The following is a 15,466-nucleotide window of genomic DNA, read 5'->3' as shown; positions in this document are numbered from 1 at the left end:
GCGGCGGCGCCCACGCTCAGGCCGCCGCTTCGGTCCCCGCCCGCAGGCGGTACTTCAGCACCTTGCCGGCCGCGCTCGTCGGCAGTTGCTCGACGAACGTGAAATACCGCGGCACCTTGTAGTTCGCCATGTTGCGGCGGGCCCAGTCGTTCAGTTCGTCGGCGTCGGCATGCGCGCCCGGCCGCAGCACGACATACGCGTGCCCGACTTCGCCGAGCCGCGTATCGGGCACGCCGACCAGCGCAACCTGCGCGATCGCCGGATGCGCGGCGAGCAGCCGCTCGATCTCGGCCGGGTAGCAGTTGAAGCCGCCGACGATGAACATGTCCTTGATGCGATCGGTGATCTTCAGGTTGCCGTTCGCATCGACGCAGCCGAGATCGCCCGTATGCAGCCAACCCTCCGCATCGACGGTCTCACGCGTCGCGTCCGGCTGGTTGAAGTAGCCGCGCATCACGTTGTAGCCGCGCACCCAGATCTCGCCGGTCTCGTCCGGCCCGAGCGGCGCGCCGCCCTGGCCCGCAATGCGCAATTCGACATCCGGCATCGGGCGCCCCGACGTATGGGCAACGGTTTGCGCATCGTCGCCCTGGCGGCACAGCGTCGCGAAGCCGCACGATTCGGTCAGCCCGTAGCCGGTCAGCACCGTCTCGAAGCCGAGTTCCATGCGCATCCGCTCGATCAGGCTCGGCGCGATCGCCGCCGCGCCCGTCACCGCGATCCGCAGCGACGACAGGTCGCGCGTCGCGCGATCGGGCGCGTCGAGCAGCGCGTAGTACAGCGTCGGCGGGCCGGGCAGCACCGAGACGCGATCGTCGGCGACGCGCCGCAGCACGTCGGCCGGCTGGAACACGAGATGCGGCAGCACGGTCGCGCCGCTCGACAGCGCAGCGAGCCAGCCGGCCTTGTAGCCGAACGTGTGGAAGAACGGATTGACGATCAGGTAGCGGTCGTCGGCACGCACGCCGGCGATCGCCGCCCACGCCTGCGCGGCGCGCAGGTTCTGGCCGTGCGCGGTCATCACGCCTTTCGGGCGGCCGGTCGTGCCGGACGTGAACATCAGGTCCATCACGGTGTCGGGCGTGACCTGCGCCTCGCGTTCGCGCACCGCGGCCAGCGGCACCTCGGCGCCGCGCGCGAGGAACGCGTCCCAGGTCTCGTCGCGCGCACCGGCCGGCGGCTCGCCGTCGAACACGACAACGCGCTCGAGCGTCGCGGGCCGGTGCGGCGCGAGCATCGCCGGATAGGATTCGCCGAGGAAGGTGCCACAGCAGAACAGCAGCCGTGCGCCGCCGTCGTGCAGGATGCCGCCCACCTCCATCCCCTTCATCCGCGTATTGACCGGCACGAGGATCGCGCCGACGGTGTGGATCGCCAGCGCCGCGACGATCCATTGCGGCAGGTTCGGCGCCCACACCGCGACGCGGTCGCCTGTCTCGATACCGCTCGCGAGCAGCGCGCGGGCCGCGGCGACGCGCGCCGCGTCGAGTTCCGCGTAGGTCAGCCGGCCATGCTCCGACTCGATCGCCGGATGCGCGCCGTGGCGCGCGGCTGCCCGGGCGATCAGCGCGGGCGTGGTCAGGATTTCGTTGTCCATCGTCTCAGATCAGGGTGGTCGTGCGCGCCGCCGGCGCGCGACGGCTCAGTCGGGAAACACCACGCGCAGCGCGTCGCTCGCGGGCCGCGCGCAACAGGCGAGCGTCCAGCCGGCCGCGATCTCGTCGTCGTCGAGCACGTGGTTGCTGTCGAGCGCGACTTCGCCACGCTCGATCCGGCACATGCACGCGCCGCACTGCCCCATCCGGCAGGAATTCGGCGCCGGCACGCCCGCGCGCAGCATCGCGTCGAGCAGCGTTTCGCCGGGGGCGCTGTCGAACGCGAACGCGTCGCCGTCGAGCACCGTCTCGATCGCCGCGCCATCGCCGGATGCCGAGGCCGCCGCTGCAACGCTTGACGCCGTCGCATCCGCCGACGCCGCCCCCGGTGCCGGTGCCGGTGCATCGGGCAGCGATGCAAAACGCTCGACATGTACCCGCGAGCGCGGCAGCCCGAGGCCGAGCATCGCGGCCAGCGCGTTCTCCATGAACAGCGCGGGCCCGCAGATGAACGTCTCCTGCTGGCTGAACGGCTGAGCGAGTTCCTCGAGATGGCGCTGCTGCGGGATGCCCTGCACGCTGTCGAGCCAGTGGATCACGCGCACACGGCCCGGATGGCGCTGCGCGAGCTGCTGCAGCTCGGCGCGGAAAATCACCGAGCGCTCGTCGCGGTTCGCGTAGATCAGCGTCACCATCCCGCGTCCGTGCACGAGCGCCGATTTCAGGATCGACAGCACCGGCGTGACGCCGCTGCCGCCCGCGAACAGCAGCAGGTCGCCATCGAGCGTGCGCGGCGTGAACACGCCGGCCGGCGGCAGCACGTCGAGCGCGTCGCCGGCCTTCACGCGGTCGCACAGCCAGTTCGACGCGCGGCCGTCGCGCACGCGCTTGACGGTGATCTTCGGCGCGGCGTCGATGCCGGGCGCGCTCGACAGCGAGTAACAGCGCGCGACGGGCGCATCCGCGCACGGCACGTTCAGCGTCAGGAACTGGCCGGGCCGGTACGCGAATGCGTCGCGCAAAGCGGCCGGCACGTCGAACACGAACGAGCACGCGTCGTCGCTTTCGGCAATCACGTCGGCCACGGTCAGCCGATGGAAGCGCGAATCGCTCATGGCCGGCTCCTCACGTCACGCGGCCGCACGGGCCACCGGCGCGCCGGGCGTCGTGTAGGCGCCGTCGAGATAGACGAGCGGATCGACGTCGCCGCTCATCAGCACCTCGCGGATGCGCCCGATGAACACCGTATGCGTGCCGTATTCGAAACGTCCGTCCTGTTCGCACACGAGGCTCGCCTGCGCGTCACGGAGGTACGGCACGCCGAGCGCCGACGTATGCCAGTCGCCGGTCGTGAAGCGCGCCTCGCCCTTCAGGCGGCCGCTGCAATCGATCGCGATGCCTTCGTGGGCCGCCGACAACACGTTCACGCAGAACCCGGCGCCCGCGTCGAGCGGCGGATACAGCGACGCGCTGCGGTTGATGCAGATCAGCAGCGAAGGCGGATCGGTCGACAGCGAATCGACCGCCGTCGCGGACATCGAGTAGCGCCGGCCGTCGTGCGCACTGCTGATGACCGTGACGGAGCGCGCGAGGCGGCGCATCGCGAGCAGCATGTCGGTGCGCAGCGGATGGGAGGTGAGATCGCTCATCATTGGACTCCGTCAAGTTCAGTCGTGGATGGCCGGGCGGGCCGGCCGCCGGCGTCGGCTGCGCGAGCAGCCAGGTGGTCGGCGGCGAGATACCCGAAGGTCATCGCCGGACCGAGCGTCGAGCCGGCGCCGGGGTAGCTCGCGCCCATCATCGATGCGCTGGTGTTGCCGATCGCATAGAGGCCGTCGATCGGCTCGCCGTCGGCGCGCAGCACGCGGGCGTGCACGTCGGTGACGAGCCCGCCCTTCGTGCCGATGTCGCCCGCGTCGATCCGCACCGCGTAGAACGGCGCCTGGTCGACCGGCCCGAGGCACGGGTTCGGCTTGTTCCGCGGATCGCCGTAGTACGTGTCGAACAGGTTGTCGCCCTTGCCGAACGCTTCGTCGATCCCCGTGACCGCATAGCGCGCCATGTCGCGCAGCGTGTCGTGCAGGCCGGCGGCGTCGACGCCGATGCGCGCAGCCAGCGCGTCGATCGTGTCGGCCTTCACGATCACGTCGCGGAACGCGGCCGGAATCCGTGAATCGGGCATCATCGACGCCGGCATGATCGGCCCGCACGGATACTTGCGGCGAAACCGCGCGTCGAACACCATCCACGCGGGCACGTTCGCGCCGGTGCGAGCGTGGTCGCGATACATCGCCGGCACGAATTCGGAGTACGGCGCGGCTTCGTTGACGAAGCGCTTGCCGAGGCGGTTCACGATCACGCAGCCCGGCAGGTTGCGTTCGACGAACAGCGCGCGCTGCTTCTCCTCGCCCGCGACACCGACCGTCGGCGCGCCCCACACGTGCGCCATCAGCGCCAGCGCGCCGCCGAGCCGATGGCCTTCGGCGATCGCGTCGCCGGTGTTGGCCGGCGGCGTCGCGCTCCACTGCGCCTGCGTCGGCTGCGGCAGGTAGCGCTCGCGCATCGGCTGGTTGCGCTCGAAGCCGCCCGCGCCGAGGATCACGCCGCGGCGCGCGGCAATCGTCACCGGCTGCCCGAAGCGCTGCGCGCGCACGCCGGTCACGCGGCCGTCGACGTCGAGCAGGTCGCGCATCGGCGTGTCGAGCCACACGGGTACGTTGCGATCGAGCAGCGCACGGCGCAGCCCGCCGATCAGCGCGTTGCCGAGCGTCAGGCGCCGGTCGCGCCGCGTGCGGCGGCGCATCCCGATATCGAGCCAGTAACGGCCGAACTGCGCGATCGCGAGCTTCATGAAGCCCGGCCCGCGCGAGAACAGCGTATGCGCCTCCTTCGACGTCACGGCCACGCGCCCGCCGATCAGCGTACCGGGCGACGCCGGCCGCAGCCGGTCGAATTCGTCGCCCAGCAGCCCGCCGTCGAACGGCATCGGATCGAGCGCGCGGTAGCCCGGCATCGCGCCCGGCACCTTCTGGAAATAGTCCGCGTATTTCGGCAGCGACTGGTAACGCACCGGCGTCTTCGATTCCAGGTAGCGCAGCATCTCCGGCGCGCGGTCGAGATACGCGTCGATCTTCTCGGGCGTCGATTCGCCGGCCACGCACGCTTCGATATAGCCGCGCGCGGCCTCGCGCGAATCGGTCGCGCCCAGCTCGGCGATGTGGTGGTTGCACGGCACCCAGATGCCGCCGCCCGACACGGCCGACGTGCCGCCGTACAGCGCCGTCTTCTCGATCACGACGACGGACAGGCCGCGGTCGGCCGCGCGGCACGCGGCAAGCAGCGCGCCCGCGCCCGAACCGACGACCACCACGTCGAACACGTATTGCTGTGCTTGCGGGTCGTTCATCTCGGCCTCGTCAGATGAAGAAGTCGGTGTTCTCGCGGCCCAGCATCACGGCGCCGAGGTTCTGGCCGAAACGGTCGACGTTGTTCGCGTAGTGCGCGCGGGCCGCATGCAGGTCGAGGAAGCGGCGCACCAGCGGATTGCGGTGATAGATGCCGTTGCCGCCCGCGTAGCGCAGCAGCGCGTTCGCGGCCTGCGCGCAGCGCTCGGCGACCTGTGCGGACTGGTAGCGGAAATGCACGCGACGCTCGATCGACACGGCCGGGCCGCCGGTGACGGACGCCATCAGTTCCGCGAAATTGCGCTTGAGGAGCACCTGCATCTCGTCGATCGCGACGGCCGTGTTCGCGCACGCGTTCTGCGCGCCCGGATCGTCGGTCGTCTTCGCGCCGCTGTTGGCCGACACGCGCGTGGCCGCATAGCCGGTGAAATCGTCGAGCGCGCCCTGCAGCGCGCCGATGCACGACGTGCACACCGCGCGCACGAAGATCTGCGCGAACGGCAGCCTGAACAGCGGCGCATCGTTCACGGCGAGGCCCGGGCTCGTGCCCATCATCCCGTCGATCGCCTTGTGCGTGCGGTACGCGGACACGAACACGTCGTCGACGACGATGTCGTGGCTGCCCGTCGCGCGCAGGCCGAGCACGTCCCAGTCCTGCTGGATCCGGTAGTCGGATTTCGGCAGCAGGAAGGTGCGGTATTCGGGCGGCTGGCCGGCAACGGCTGCCGGCACCAGCGCGCCGAGGAACACCCACTCGCACAGTTCGCTGCCGCTCGAGAACTTCCAGTGGCCCGACAGGCGGAAGCCGCCGTCGACCGGCGTCACGCGGCCCACCGGCATGTAGGTCGACGCGATCAGCGTCGCCGGGTCGTTGCCCCATACGTCCTGCTGCGCGCGTTCGTCGAACAGCGCGAGCTGCCAGTTGTGCACGCCGACGACGCCGTACACCCACGCGGTCGACATGCAGCCGCGCGCGAGCGCCATCTGGATGTCGAAGAAGGCCTGCGGATCGAGCTCGTAGCCGCCGTAGCGCTTTGGCTGCAGCACCTTGAAGAAGCCGGCGGCCTGCATGTCGGCGATCGTCTCGGCCGGGATGCGGCCCTGCGCGTCCGCCTGCGCGGCGCGGCCGGCCAGCGTCGGCGCCAGTGCCTCGGCCCGGGCGATCAGCGTGGCGGCCAGTGCGTTCGAATCGTTGTCGCGATGCACGAATGTCTCCTGTGGAACGGGGGCCGCGCCGCGGCGCCTGCCCCGCTCTCGTTCAAAGTTGTTCGGCGCGGCCTGGCCGCGGGCGATGCTCGCCACCACTGATGGTCGGCTTCGCGCGACCGCGCCGCATCGTCCGACCAGACGGGACGACGGGCGCGGCCTCGAACATCACGCGCAGGCGCGCTCCTTCTCCTTGTTGAAGAACGGGATCACGTGCTCGCCGATGTTGCGGATCGTCTCCATCTGCGCGTCGTGCGGCACCGTGCCCATCTGGCACAGGAACAGCACTTCGTCGACGCCGGCTTCCTGCAGGCGGCCGACATAGCCGATGCAGTCGTCCACCGTGCCGTACGCATGGTTCGGGTTCATCATCGCGAGCGCCGGGTCGGCGAAGTTCACGACGACTTCCTCCGACGCGAAGCGCGAGCGGATCACCATCTCGCCGGTGTCGGCCTGCACGAGGTCGTCGCCCCACTTCGCCGGGTCCGGACGCTCGCCGCCCGTGTACCAGTACGCGAGCGACTCCATGAAGTAGCGCTGGCCGCGGATGCCGATCTTGCGGGCGGCCTGGCCGTCGGCCATCACGACCGTCGGGCACAGCGCGGCAAGGTGCTGGGTCGGGCGGAAGCCGACCTGGTCTTCCGGCTTGCGGCTCGCCCACGCTTCGCGGTACACGGCGTTCTTCTTCGCGACTTCGTCGGGGCCGCCGAAACCGAGCACCAGCGCGCCCATCCCGCGCTGGCCGGCGCGCAGCAGCGCGTCGGTGTTGGTACACGCGAGGTACATCGGCGGATGCGGATCCTGGAACGGCTTCGGGTGGATCGGACGCTTCGGAATCTTGATGTACTTGCCGTCGTGCTCGATCTCGTCCTGCACGAACATCTTCGGCACGAGGTACATCGATTCGTCGATCATCGGCTGCAGTTCGTTGAGGTCGTAGCCGAACGCACCGGCTTCCTGCTGGCTGCCGCCCTTGCCGACGCCGAAGTGCACGCGGCCGCCGGACAGGATGTCGAGCAGCGCGACGCGCTCCGCGACCTTGATCGGGTGGTTCATCGCCGGCGGCAGGCACACGACGCCGTGGCCGAGGCCGATGCGCGTCGTGCGGCCGGCCAGGTACGCAAGGAAGGTTTCCGGCGCGCTCATGTGCGCATAGTTGGTCAGCGACGTGTGCTCGACGCACCAGATCGTGTCGAAGCCGACCTGCTCGGCGAGCAGCGCCTGTTCGACCGTCTCCTTGAATACCCGGTGGTCGCCCTCGCGCGATGCGTCGGTGGTCTGGGCTTCGTAGATGAGGGAAAACTTCATTGCGTGCGTCTCCATGGTTGTTGGACGAGTCGGGTCGTGCAGCCCGCCCGCACGATACGGACGAAGCGCGACGGTCCACGAATGGGAGTGTCGGCGCGCGCACGGGCGCGGGCATCGTCTGTTCGGAGTACCGGCGCGCCTGCGGGGACAGAGGGGTTTCACCGTCATCCGATCGGACTGCGTGAGCGCGCGGACGGCGCGCTAGCATCGAACGGCGGGCGCGTGGCGCGCACCGACCAACGACAAGGGAGAGCGGGAATGAAGGTATCGATGCTGCTGTATCCGGTCGACGACATCGACACGGCGCTGCCGCTGTTCGTCGACGGGCTGGGCCTGAACGTGCAGTTTCGCGACGGCGACCGTTATTGCGCGCTCGACGGCGGCCCGCTGACGATCGCGCTGGTGGCGGGCGACGAGCAGATCGTCGAGCGTGCGGCGCTCACGCTGCGCGTGGACGAGGACGACGACCTGTATGCGGCGATGGCGCGAGTGGTCAAGGCCGGCGCATCGGTGCGCGTGCCCGTGCAGGCCGGGCCGCACGAATACCGCGCGGTGCTGGAGGACAAGAACGGCGCGCTGCTCGTGATTTCGCAGAAACGGGCCGCATGACGGTACGCGGCGCGGGCGCCCGATGCGGGTGCCGCGCGTGTGGCAGGCCCGTTACGCGTCCGCGCCCGGCGTGCTCAGATCGCTCGCTTCGAGCAATTCGAGCAGCGTGCGGGCCGGCTGGCTGAGCCGCTTCGCGGCCAGCGCGATGAACTCGATGTCGGGCAGCACGGGCAGCGCGTCGCCGTTGACCAGCGGCGCGAGCCCGCGCGTCGACAGATAGTGCGACGTCGCGGTCAGGCCGAGCCCCGCGCGGGCGGCCGCGATGCAGCCCGGCTGGCTGCTGCTCGAACACACGACTTCCCAGCCGATCCCCTTCTCCGCGAGCGCGTTCAGGACGATCGCGCGCGTCACGCTCGGCTCGGCGACCAGCACGAGCGGCAGCGGCCGCTCCGGATCGACGACGGTGCCAGGCCGCGCGACCCATTCGAGCCGCGTGCGCAAGAGCGGCGTGCCGCGACGTTCGCCGAGCCGCCGCTTGCCGATCATCAGGTCGAGCGCGCCCGCGTCCAGCCCTTCGTAGAGCCGGCTCGTCATGCCGGTGGTGATCTCCAGCGCGACGTCCGGGTGCGCGGCGCGAAACCCGGCGAGCACGTCCGGCAACGCGACGAGCGCGAGGTCGTCCGGCGCGCCGAGGCGCACCCGCCCCTTGAGCCTCGGCTTGCGGAACTGCGATTCCGCGCGGTTCAGCGCCTGCAGGATCACGTTCGCATGCACGAGCAGCGCCTCGCCGTCGGCCGTCATCGCGATCGAATGCGTGTCGCGCACGAACAGCCGCCGGCCGACGCTCTCCTCGAGACGACGGATGTGTTCGCTGACGCTCGACTGGTTGAGCCCGAGCTGCCGCCCTGCTTCGGTGAAGCTGCGGCAGTTCGTGACGGTCGCGAACGTGTTGAGCCAGACGGGATTGAGCATGGCGCATTGTCATCGGCAATGCCGATGACAGTCAACGACTTAAGGCAGCTTCCCGATGACCATCGGAATCGGTACCATCGTGCGCTTGGAGACCGGCAGGCGCCGCGCAACCGCGTGAAGGCGCCACCCGCGCCGGCCTTTGCACCACCGATTTCGCCATGTCCCGGGAACCCACACACTCCGCGCTGCTCTGGATCGTCGCCGCTGCATTCTTCATGCAGTCGCTCGACACGACGATCGTCAATACCGCCCTGCCTTCGATCGCGCAAAGCCTGCATGCGTCGCCGCTCGCGATGCAGCCCGTCGTGGTCGTCTATACGCTGACGATGGCGATGCTCACGCCGGCGTCCGGCTGGCTTGCAGACCGGTTCGGCACGCGCCGCGTATTTTCGCTCGCGATCCTCGTATTCGTGCTGGCGTCGATCGGCTGCGCGGCGTCGCATACGCTCGGCCAGCTCGTCGCCGCGCGCGCGCTGCAGGGCATCGGCGGCTCGATGCTGCTGCCGATCGGCCGGCTCGCCGTGCTGCGCCGCGTGCCGGGCGAACAGTACGTCGCGGCGATCGCGTTCGTGTCGACCGCCGGCCAGCTCGGCCCGATCGTCGGGCCGACGCTCGGCGGCTGGCTCACGCAGGCGATTTCGTGGCACTGGGTGTTCATCGTCAACGTGCCGGTCGGCGTGGTCGGCTTCGTCGCCGTGCAGCGCTACCTGCCGCACGACCAGGCGCACCAGCCGCCGCCGTTCGACTTCGTCGGCTGTGCGCTGCTGTCGCTCGCGATGATCGCGCTGTCGCTCGCGATCGACCCGCCGGTGCCCACGCATCGCGCCGCATGGGCAGCCGGGCTCGCCGTGCTCGGGCTGGCGAGCGCGCTTGCTTACCTGCCGCATGCACGGCGCCGCGCGCAGCCGCTGTTCCGGCTCGGGCTGTTCCGCGAGCCGAACTTCGGCTCGGGCCTGCTCGGCAACCTGCTGTGCCGGATCGGCACGAGCTCGGTGCCGTTCATGCTGCCGCTGCTGATGCAGGTGCAGCTCGGCTATACGCCGCTGCAGTCGGGGATGATGATGCTGCCGGCCGCGATCGCGGGCGTCATCGCGAAACGCTGGATCGCGCCGCTCGTGAAGCGCTTCGGCTATGCGGCGTTCCTGGTCGTGAACACGGGGATCGTCGGGTGCGCGATCGCGGGATTCGCGCTGGTGTCGATGCGGCCCGCGCCGCTACTGGAAAGCGCGCTGCTGATCGTGTTCGGCACGGCGAACTCGATGCAGTTCGCGGCGATGAACGGCGTGACGTTGAAGGGGCTGTCGCATGCCGACGCCGGCAGCGGCAACAGCCTGTTCACGATGATGCAGATGCTGGCGATGGGGCTCGGGGTGTCGATCGGCGGCGGCCTCGTCAACCTGTTTGCCGCCTATTGGGGCTCCATGGCGCACGGGTTCATGCTGTCGTTCACGTGCATGGGCGTGGTGACGCTGCTGTCGTCCGTCGTGTTCCGGCGGATCGATACGGCCGCGCCGCCGGCGAGTGCGGCCGCGCGCCCGTCCGCGTGAGCGCGGCCGTCAGTTCGCCGGGCGGCGCTCGACGACACGCTTGAGCACCCAGCGGATCGACGAACCGTCGGCCGGCGGCTGCGCGACGCGGTACTCGTCGATTTCGAGTGTGTACAGGTAGCCGGGCTGGTACGCGAAGCCTTCGATGCCGGCGTACCACAGGCTCCACGGCTCGTTCGGGGCGTTGCGCACCTGCAGGCACTCCATCGGCGCGACGCCCGTGCAGCGCGCGGATTGCGGCGCGACATACACGGTCCTGGTCACCGGCTTGCTGTCGGCCGGGCGCACCGCGTTCGCCGACGTGGCGACGGCGTCGGTCTGGCATCCGGCGAGGAGCGTGCTGCCGGCAATGACGGCCGCGCCGAGCAGCGTTCTGGATGGGCGAATCATCGGGTGTTCCTCTGGAAGCGTTGGAGGGCCGATTAGAGGCCCTCACGGCAAGAAAGTTCACAAACACCTTACGGCCATCATGCCCCCTTCATCCCCGGCGAACCGCGCGGCATCGCGGAATCGGTGACGCGGATGTGCTCTCCCGGCGCGCGCTTCGTCATGGGTCAAGCGATCGCTGTCGACGGCGGATTCACCGCGTGCCGATCGTGTACCATCGGCGCTTCCCGACATGCCTGATCGCGTTGTGCTCGTCCGCCCTTTCACGTGCGTACGATCCGCGCAGCGCACCTCGCTTCACATGACCTCACCCGTTCCGTCCGACACCGCGTTGCGCCCGCTGCCGATCGATGCGCTGACCGTGCCGGCCGCGCTCGACGGACGCTCGGGCACCAACCGCGCGAGCAGCGCGCATCCGCAGATTGCCGCGACCAACGACCTGGACGCGGTGCGCGCGTGGCTTGCCCGCTTCGTCGATACGCCGACCACATTCCAGAACTACCGCAAGGAAGCCGAACGCCTGCTGCTGTGGGCCGTGATCGCGTGCGGCAAGCCCCTGTCGTCGCTCACGCACGAAGATCTGGTCGTCTACCGCCAGTTCCTGCTCGCACCCGCGCCGGCCGAGCTGTGGTGTGCGAACGGCGGGCGCAAGCATCCGCGCGACGATCCGCGCTGGCGGCCGTTCTACGGGCCGCTGTCGGCGGCCAGCCAACGGCAGGCGCTGGTGATCCTGAACGTGATGTTCTCGTGGCTCGTGCAGGCCGGCTACCTTGCAGGCAATCCGCTCGCGTTGTCGCGTCAGCGGCAGCGCCGGCCCGCGCCGCGCGTCACGCGCCATCTTGGGCAGCCGCTGTGGCAGTCGGTCAAGGATGCGATCGCCGCGATGCCGCGCGACGACGCGCGGGCGGGCTTCCATGCGGATCGTGCACGCTGGCTGTTCACGCTGCTGTATCTCGGCGGGCTGCGCATCACCGAAGCGGCCGACACGACGATGGGCCAGTTCTTCTGCCGGCGCGATGCAGACGGGCGCGACCGCTGGTGGCTCGACGTGACGGGCAAAGGCGGCCGGCAGCGGCTCGTGCCGGCCACCGACGAGATGATGGCCGAGCTGTCGCGCTACCGGCGTGCGCACGGCCTGCCCGCGTTGCCGTCCGACGGCGAGGCCACGCCGCTCGTGCTGCCGGTCGGCCACGCACGCAAGCCGCTCACGCGCGCCGCGCTGCACCGGATCGTGAAGCAGGTGTTCCGGCACGCGGCCGACCGGCTGCGTGCGAACGGCGAAGCCGGCGAGCAGCAGGCGCGCGTGCTCGAACAGGCGTCCGCGCACTGGCTGCGCCACAGCGCGGGCTCGCACATGGCCGATGGCCGCGTCGACCTGCGGCTCGTGCGCGACAACCTCGGCCACGTGTCGCTCACGACGACCAGCCAGTACCTGCACGCGGACGACGACTGGCGGCATCGCGAGACGGAGGAGAAGCATCGGATCGGCTGGTAGGTGGCATCCGCCCCGTCCGGCGCGTCACACTCGATCAGTACACCGCCACCCAGTGCCCGGGCACCCATGCCCAGTGATTGCCGGCCCACCGGTAGTGCCCCCTCGCCCAGCGATAGCCCGGCGCAGGCATCGGCGGTGGCACCTCGACGACGGGCGCCGGCTGCGGCGGCCGCACGGGTTCGACCACGCATGCGGACATCAGCGCCGCACTGGCCGTCACCAGCATGGCGAGCGAAACGGATCGGATCTTCATCATCTTGCATTCTCCCTTTTGTGTAGTGGATGGATTCATTGCCGAAGCGGCAACGCCGCGCGTCACGCGGCTCCGCGAATCAGCCCGCTCATCGGCCGCGTCGCACCGCTTTGCGCAAACAGCGCGGACGCGGTACGGCGCGGATCGAGCCGCAGGCTCTCGGCGGCGGCGCCCGAAATCAGCGCGTCGAGCGACGCGGTCGGTTTCAGGTCGCGCCCTTCGTACAGGTCGCCCGGCCGCAAACCGGGCCAGTCGGCGATCACGCGGCCGCCCGCGACCGCGCCGCCCGTGAGCATCGCGACGGATGCTTGCCCGTGATCGGTGCCGCCCGTGCCGTTCGCGGCCGCCGTGCGGCCGAACTCGGTTGCGACCAGCACCGTGGTTTGCTGCCACGCGGGCCCGAGGCCATCGCGCAACGCGGCGAGCATCGTGTCGAGCGCTTTGAGCTGATTCGCGAGCCGTGCGTTCTGTGCGCTGTGCGTGTCCCAGCCGCCCGTCTCGATCATCGCGATGCGCGGGCCGTCGTCGCGCGCGAGGAACGTCGCGGCGAGCTTGCCGACGCCCGCCGGATCCTGCCTCGCATGCGCATCGCCGGCGAGGCCGCGCGCGTCCATCGCCGACTGCCACAACGGGCCGAGCTGCGCATCGGCCTCGTAGAGCGCCGACACGCGTGCGAGCAGGTCGTCCGGCGCGGCCGGCAAACCGGACGGCGCGTACGACGCGGCCTGCACGGTGCCGCGCAACGCGAGCGGCACGGTCGGCGCGAACGCAATCGCGCTTTCACGCGTGGCCGGCAGCAGCGCGGCGAGCCGGTTCAGCCAGCCGTCCTTCACCTGGTACGGCGCGCGGCCGCCCGTCTCGAGCACGTTCTGCCCGTCGAAATGCGAGCGGTCGCGATACGGCGACGCAATCGCATGAACGAACAGCGCCTGCCCGTCGCGGTACAACTGCGCGGTCTGCACGAGCGACGGATGCAGCGCGAACGTGCCGTCGAGCCGCGTCGCGGCTGCCGTGTCGATCGCGAGCGGGCCGCGCAGCGACGCATACGCGGGCTCGGCATACGGAACGACGATATTCAGGCCGTCGGCGGCGCCGCGCTGGATCACGAACACGAAGCGCCGATCGGTCTCGACGTTCGCGAACACGATCCGCGGTGCGACGAGGATCGCGCCTGCGCCGGCGGCGGCCACGCTCAGGAATTGTCGGCGGGACAGTGCCATGGTCATCTCCGTTGGAAATCGGGTGAGACGAGCAACAGCGCGAGCGACGTGGTCGCGCTTTCGGCGCGCGACAGCGCGGTCGCCGTCGGCGCGCTCAACGAACCGGCGAGCAGCGTGTTGCCGAGCGCGCGCGGGTCGAGCCGGTCGCCCGTGCGCGCGGCCAGGCGCTGCGCGAGCTCGACACGACGCACGAGCGCGTCGGGCGCGGCCCAGCTCGCGGCAATGTCGTCGTAACCGGCCGGCGAGCCGGGCCGCCACACCGGCTGGCCGAGCTGCGCGAGCAGCGGCGCGACCTTCAGGTCGCCCGCGTCGCGCCAGCCGAGCCCGCGCAGCGACGACACGGCCCACTCCCACGGCGTCTTGAACTTGCGGTTGACCGGCGACCACGCGTCAGGCGCTTCGACGAGCGCCCGGTAGACGGTCGGCAGATCGCCGCCGCTCGAATCGAACGCGCGGGCCAGCCGGTCGGTCAGCGCAGGTGGCGGATTGTCGGCGACGAAATGGCGGGCCAGCTGGAACGCGACATGCCGGCCGGTTGCCTCCGAATGCGCGAGGTCGTGCAGGATCGCGCGTGCCTGCGCTTCGCCCGGTTGATCGTAGGTGCGGCCCATCACCGTGCGCGTGCCCGGTTCGTGCAGGTTCGGGCGAAACACGAATGCACCGGGCACCGCATCGCCGGGCTGCGGCCCGCGCCCGCCGGCGATGCTCCAGCCGGTCAGCGCACGCGCGAATTCCGTCACGTCGGCCTGCGTGTATCCCGTGCGTACGCCGAGCGTGTGCAGTTCCATGATTTCTCGCGCGAGATTCTCGTTGAGCCCGCGTTTGGCCGACGGATTGCGGGCTTCGGCACGCAGCGCGGCCGGGCTGTCGGGGCCGACCGAGCGTGCCTGGTCGAGGAAAAGCTGCATCGCGGGATGCTGTTCGACGGCGACCAGCATGTCCTCGAAACGGCCGAGCACGTGCGGGCGGATCGCGTCGCGTTCGAACGCGCCCGCATAGGCCGCCACCGGCCCCTTGTCGACCGACACCGCGAAATGGTTCGCCCAGAAATGCACGAGACGTTCGACGAACGGTGCGGGTGTATTCAGCGCACTGTTCATCCGCGCGACGACGGCGCTGCGATACGCGTCGTTGCCGTCGCGCCGGATCGACTGCTCGGTCGCGCGCTTCGTTGCCGGATCGTTGGCCGTCATCGCATTGCGCGCGTTCGCGAAGCGCGTCGCGAGCGCGACCGCGTCCGGCTCGCCGGTCCATGCGGCCGGCCGCGCGTCGTAACGGTCGAATTGCGCGACGAGCGCCGCCTTCGGGTCCGCTGGCGGCGCTTCGTCGGCCCGCGCGCCGAGACCGAATCGGTTCAGCGCGATCGCGGCCGGCGTGATGTCGTTCGGATGGTCCATGACGGGTTCTCTCGCGGTGCGTACCCACGTTCAACGCGGGAGCGCCGGGAAATCCGTCGCGGGACTGCGAAATATTTGTGCTTCGCGGCCGAAGAACGAGATGACTTGCTGCTTGCTTTCAATCGCCGTCAGG

The 15,466-nt window shown here is 70.2% G+C and carries 14 protein-coding genes; 3 read left to right on the top strand and 11 right to left on the bottom strand.

The genetic code is table 11. The annotated features are described in order from the left end of the window. Positions 1-16 precede the first annotated feature (16 nt). The 6 genes from FFS49_RS18020 to FFS49_RS17990 form a co-directional block, all read right to left on the bottom strand. Positions 17-1,597 (bottom strand): FadD3 family acyl-CoA ligase, encoded by a 1,581-nt coding sequence (locus FFS49_RS18020; RefSeq protein WP_105816540.1) that lies wholly within the window; start codon positions 1,595-1,597, stop codon positions 17-19. A 45-nt stretch (positions 1,598-1,642) separates the two neighbouring features. After that, positions 1,643-2,710, bottom strand: a complete 1,068-nt coding sequence (locus FFS49_RS18015) for a ferredoxin--NADP reductase (RefSeq protein ID WP_105816541.1) — start codon at positions 2,708-2,710, stop codon at positions 1,643-1,645. Positions 2,711-2,725: 15 nt separating this feature from the next. After that, positions 2,726-3,244: a flavin reductase family protein gene (locus FFS49_RS18010; protein WP_105816542.1), complete on the bottom strand. Its 519-nt coding sequence runs from the start codon at positions 3,242-3,244 to the stop codon at positions 2,726-2,728. Next, positions 3,244-5,001 (bottom strand): FAD-dependent oxidoreductase, encoded by a 1,758-nt coding sequence (locus FFS49_RS18005; protein ID WP_105816543.1) that lies wholly within the window; start codon positions 4,999-5,001, stop codon positions 3,244-3,246. The genes FFS49_RS18010 and FFS49_RS18005 overlap by 1 nt, the downstream gene beginning before the upstream one ends. Before the next feature lie 10 nt (positions 5,002-5,011). Continuing rightward, on the bottom strand, positions 5,012-6,205 hold the full coding sequence (locus FFS49_RS18000; protein WP_105816544.1) for an acyl-CoA dehydrogenase family protein: 1,194 nt from the start codon (positions 6,203-6,205) through the stop codon (positions 5,012-5,014). 168 nt (positions 6,206-6,373) lie between these two features. Beyond that, positions 6,374-7,513: an LLM class flavin-dependent oxidoreductase gene (locus tag FFS49_RS17990; protein WP_105816545.1), complete on the bottom strand. Its 1,140-nt coding sequence runs from the start codon at positions 7,511-7,513 to the stop codon at positions 6,374-6,376. A gap of 258 nt (positions 7,514-7,771) precedes the next feature. Between FFS49_RS17990 and FFS49_RS17985 the strand changes: the two genes are divergently transcribed. Continuing rightward, complete coding sequence (locus FFS49_RS17985) at positions 7,772-8,122, top strand: VOC family protein (protein ID WP_105816546.1); 351 nt, start codon at positions 7,772-7,774, stop codon at positions 8,120-8,122. 51 nt (positions 8,123-8,173) lie between these two features. Here FFS49_RS17985 and FFS49_RS17980 read toward each other — a convergent pair whose 3' ends face one another. Then, complete coding sequence (locus FFS49_RS17980) at positions 8,174-9,034, bottom strand: LysR family transcriptional regulator (protein ID WP_039350907.1); 861 nt, start codon at positions 9,032-9,034, stop codon at positions 8,174-8,176. Positions 9,035-9,192: 158 nt separating this feature from the next. Here FFS49_RS17980 and FFS49_RS17975 point away from each other — a divergent pair, with 158 nt between their 5' ends. Beyond that, on the top strand, positions 9,193-10,581 hold the full coding sequence (locus FFS49_RS17975; RefSeq protein ID WP_105816547.1) for a DHA2 family efflux MFS transporter permease subunit: 1,389 nt from the start codon (positions 9,193-9,195) through the stop codon (positions 10,579-10,581). 9 nt (positions 10,582-10,590) lie between these two features. Here FFS49_RS17975 and FFS49_RS17970 read toward each other — a convergent pair whose 3' ends face one another. After that, positions 10,591-10,971, bottom strand: coding sequence for a DUF4377 domain-containing protein (locus tag FFS49_RS17970; protein ID WP_039350912.1), 381 nt, complete (start codon positions 10,969-10,971; stop codon positions 10,591-10,593). Between the two features lie 298 nt (positions 10,972-11,269). On the opposite strand from FFS49_RS17970, the gene FFS49_RS17965 reads away from it, so the two are divergent. Next, entirely contained in the window at positions 11,270-12,463 is a 1,194-nt protein-coding gene (locus FFS49_RS17965) for a tyrosine-type recombinase/integrase (RefSeq protein ID WP_105816548.1), read from the top strand. 34 nt (positions 12,464-12,497) lie between these two features. Here the strand turns inward: FFS49_RS17965 and FFS49_RS17960 are convergent, their stop codons facing one another. From FFS49_RS17960 to FFS49_RS17950, 3 genes are all read right to left on the bottom strand, one after another. Next, positions 12,498-12,716: a YXWGXW repeat-containing protein gene (locus FFS49_RS17960; RefSeq protein WP_105816603.1), complete on the bottom strand. Its 219-nt coding sequence runs from the start codon at positions 12,714-12,716 to the stop codon at positions 12,498-12,500. A gap of 62 nt (positions 12,717-12,778) precedes the next feature. Further along, a complete protein-coding gene (locus tag FFS49_RS17955; RefSeq protein ID WP_171026778.1) occupies positions 12,779-13,942 on the bottom strand; it encodes a DUF1501 domain-containing protein in 1,164 nt (387 codons plus the stop codon). After that, a complete protein-coding gene (locus FFS49_RS17950) occupies positions 13,939-15,333 on the bottom strand; it encodes a DUF1800 domain-containing protein (protein ID WP_105816549.1) in 1,395 nt (464 codons plus the stop codon). The genes FFS49_RS17955 and FFS49_RS17950 overlap by 4 nt, the downstream gene beginning before the upstream one ends. Positions 15,334-15,466 lie beyond the last annotated feature (133 nt).

Origin of the sequence: Burkholderia sp. 4NA327C6 (assembly GCF_005502655.1) — a bacterium.
Lineage (GTDB): Bacteria > Pseudomonadota > Gammaproteobacteria > Burkholderiales > Burkholderiaceae > Burkholderia > Burkholderia contaminans.
This window is presented reverse-complemented; position numbering and strand designations above follow the sequence as displayed.

Bases quoted from the DNA above. Each gene is read 5' to 3' on its own strand.
- FFS49_RS18020 (WP_105816540.1), bottom strand. From the start codon at position 1,597: ATGGACAACGAAATCCTGACCACGCCCGCGCTGATCGCCCGGGCAGCC.
- FFS49_RS18015 (WP_105816541.1), bottom strand. From the start codon at position 2,710: ATGAGCGATTCGCGCTTCCATCGGCTGACCGTGGCCGACGTGATTGCC.
- FFS49_RS18010 (WP_105816542.1), bottom strand. From the start codon at position 3,244: ATGAGCGATCTCACCTCCCATCCGCTGCGCACCGACATGCTGCTCGCG.
- FFS49_RS18005 (WP_105816543.1), bottom strand. From the start codon at position 5,001: ATGAACGACCCGCAAGCACAGCAATACGTGTTCGACGTGGTGGTCGTC.
- FFS49_RS17990 (WP_105816545.1), bottom strand. From the start codon at position 7,513: ATGAAGTTTTCCCTCATCTACGAAGCCCAGACCACCGACGCATCGCGC.
- FFS49_RS17985 (WP_105816546.1), top strand. From the start codon at position 7,772: ATGAAGGTATCGATGCTGCTGTATCCGGTCGACGACATCGACACGGCG.
- FFS49_RS17980 (WP_039350907.1), bottom strand. From the start codon at position 9,034: ATGCTCAATCCCGTCTGGCTCAACACGTTCGCGACCGTCACGAACTGC.
- FFS49_RS17975 (WP_105816547.1), top strand. From the start codon at position 9,193: ATGTCCCGGGAACCCACACACTCCGCGCTGCTCTGGATCGTCGCCGCT.
- FFS49_RS17970 (WP_039350912.1), bottom strand. From the start codon at position 10,971: ATGATTCGCCCATCCAGAACGCTGCTCGGCGCGGCCGTCATTGCCGGC.
- FFS49_RS17965 (WP_105816548.1), top strand. From the start codon at position 11,270: ATGACCTCACCCGTTCCGTCCGACACCGCGTTGCGCCCGCTGCCGATC.
- FFS49_RS17960 (WP_105816603.1), bottom strand. From the start codon at position 12,716: ATGAAGATCCGATCCGTTTCGCTCGCCATGCTGGTGACGGCCAGTGCG.
- FFS49_RS17955 (WP_171026778.1), bottom strand. From the start codon at position 13,942: ATGACCATGGCACTGTCCCGCCGACAATTCCTGAGCGTGGCCGCCGCC.
- FFS49_RS17950 (WP_105816549.1), bottom strand. From the start codon at position 15,333: ATGGACCATCCGAACGACATCACGCCGGCCGCGATCGCGCTGAACCGA.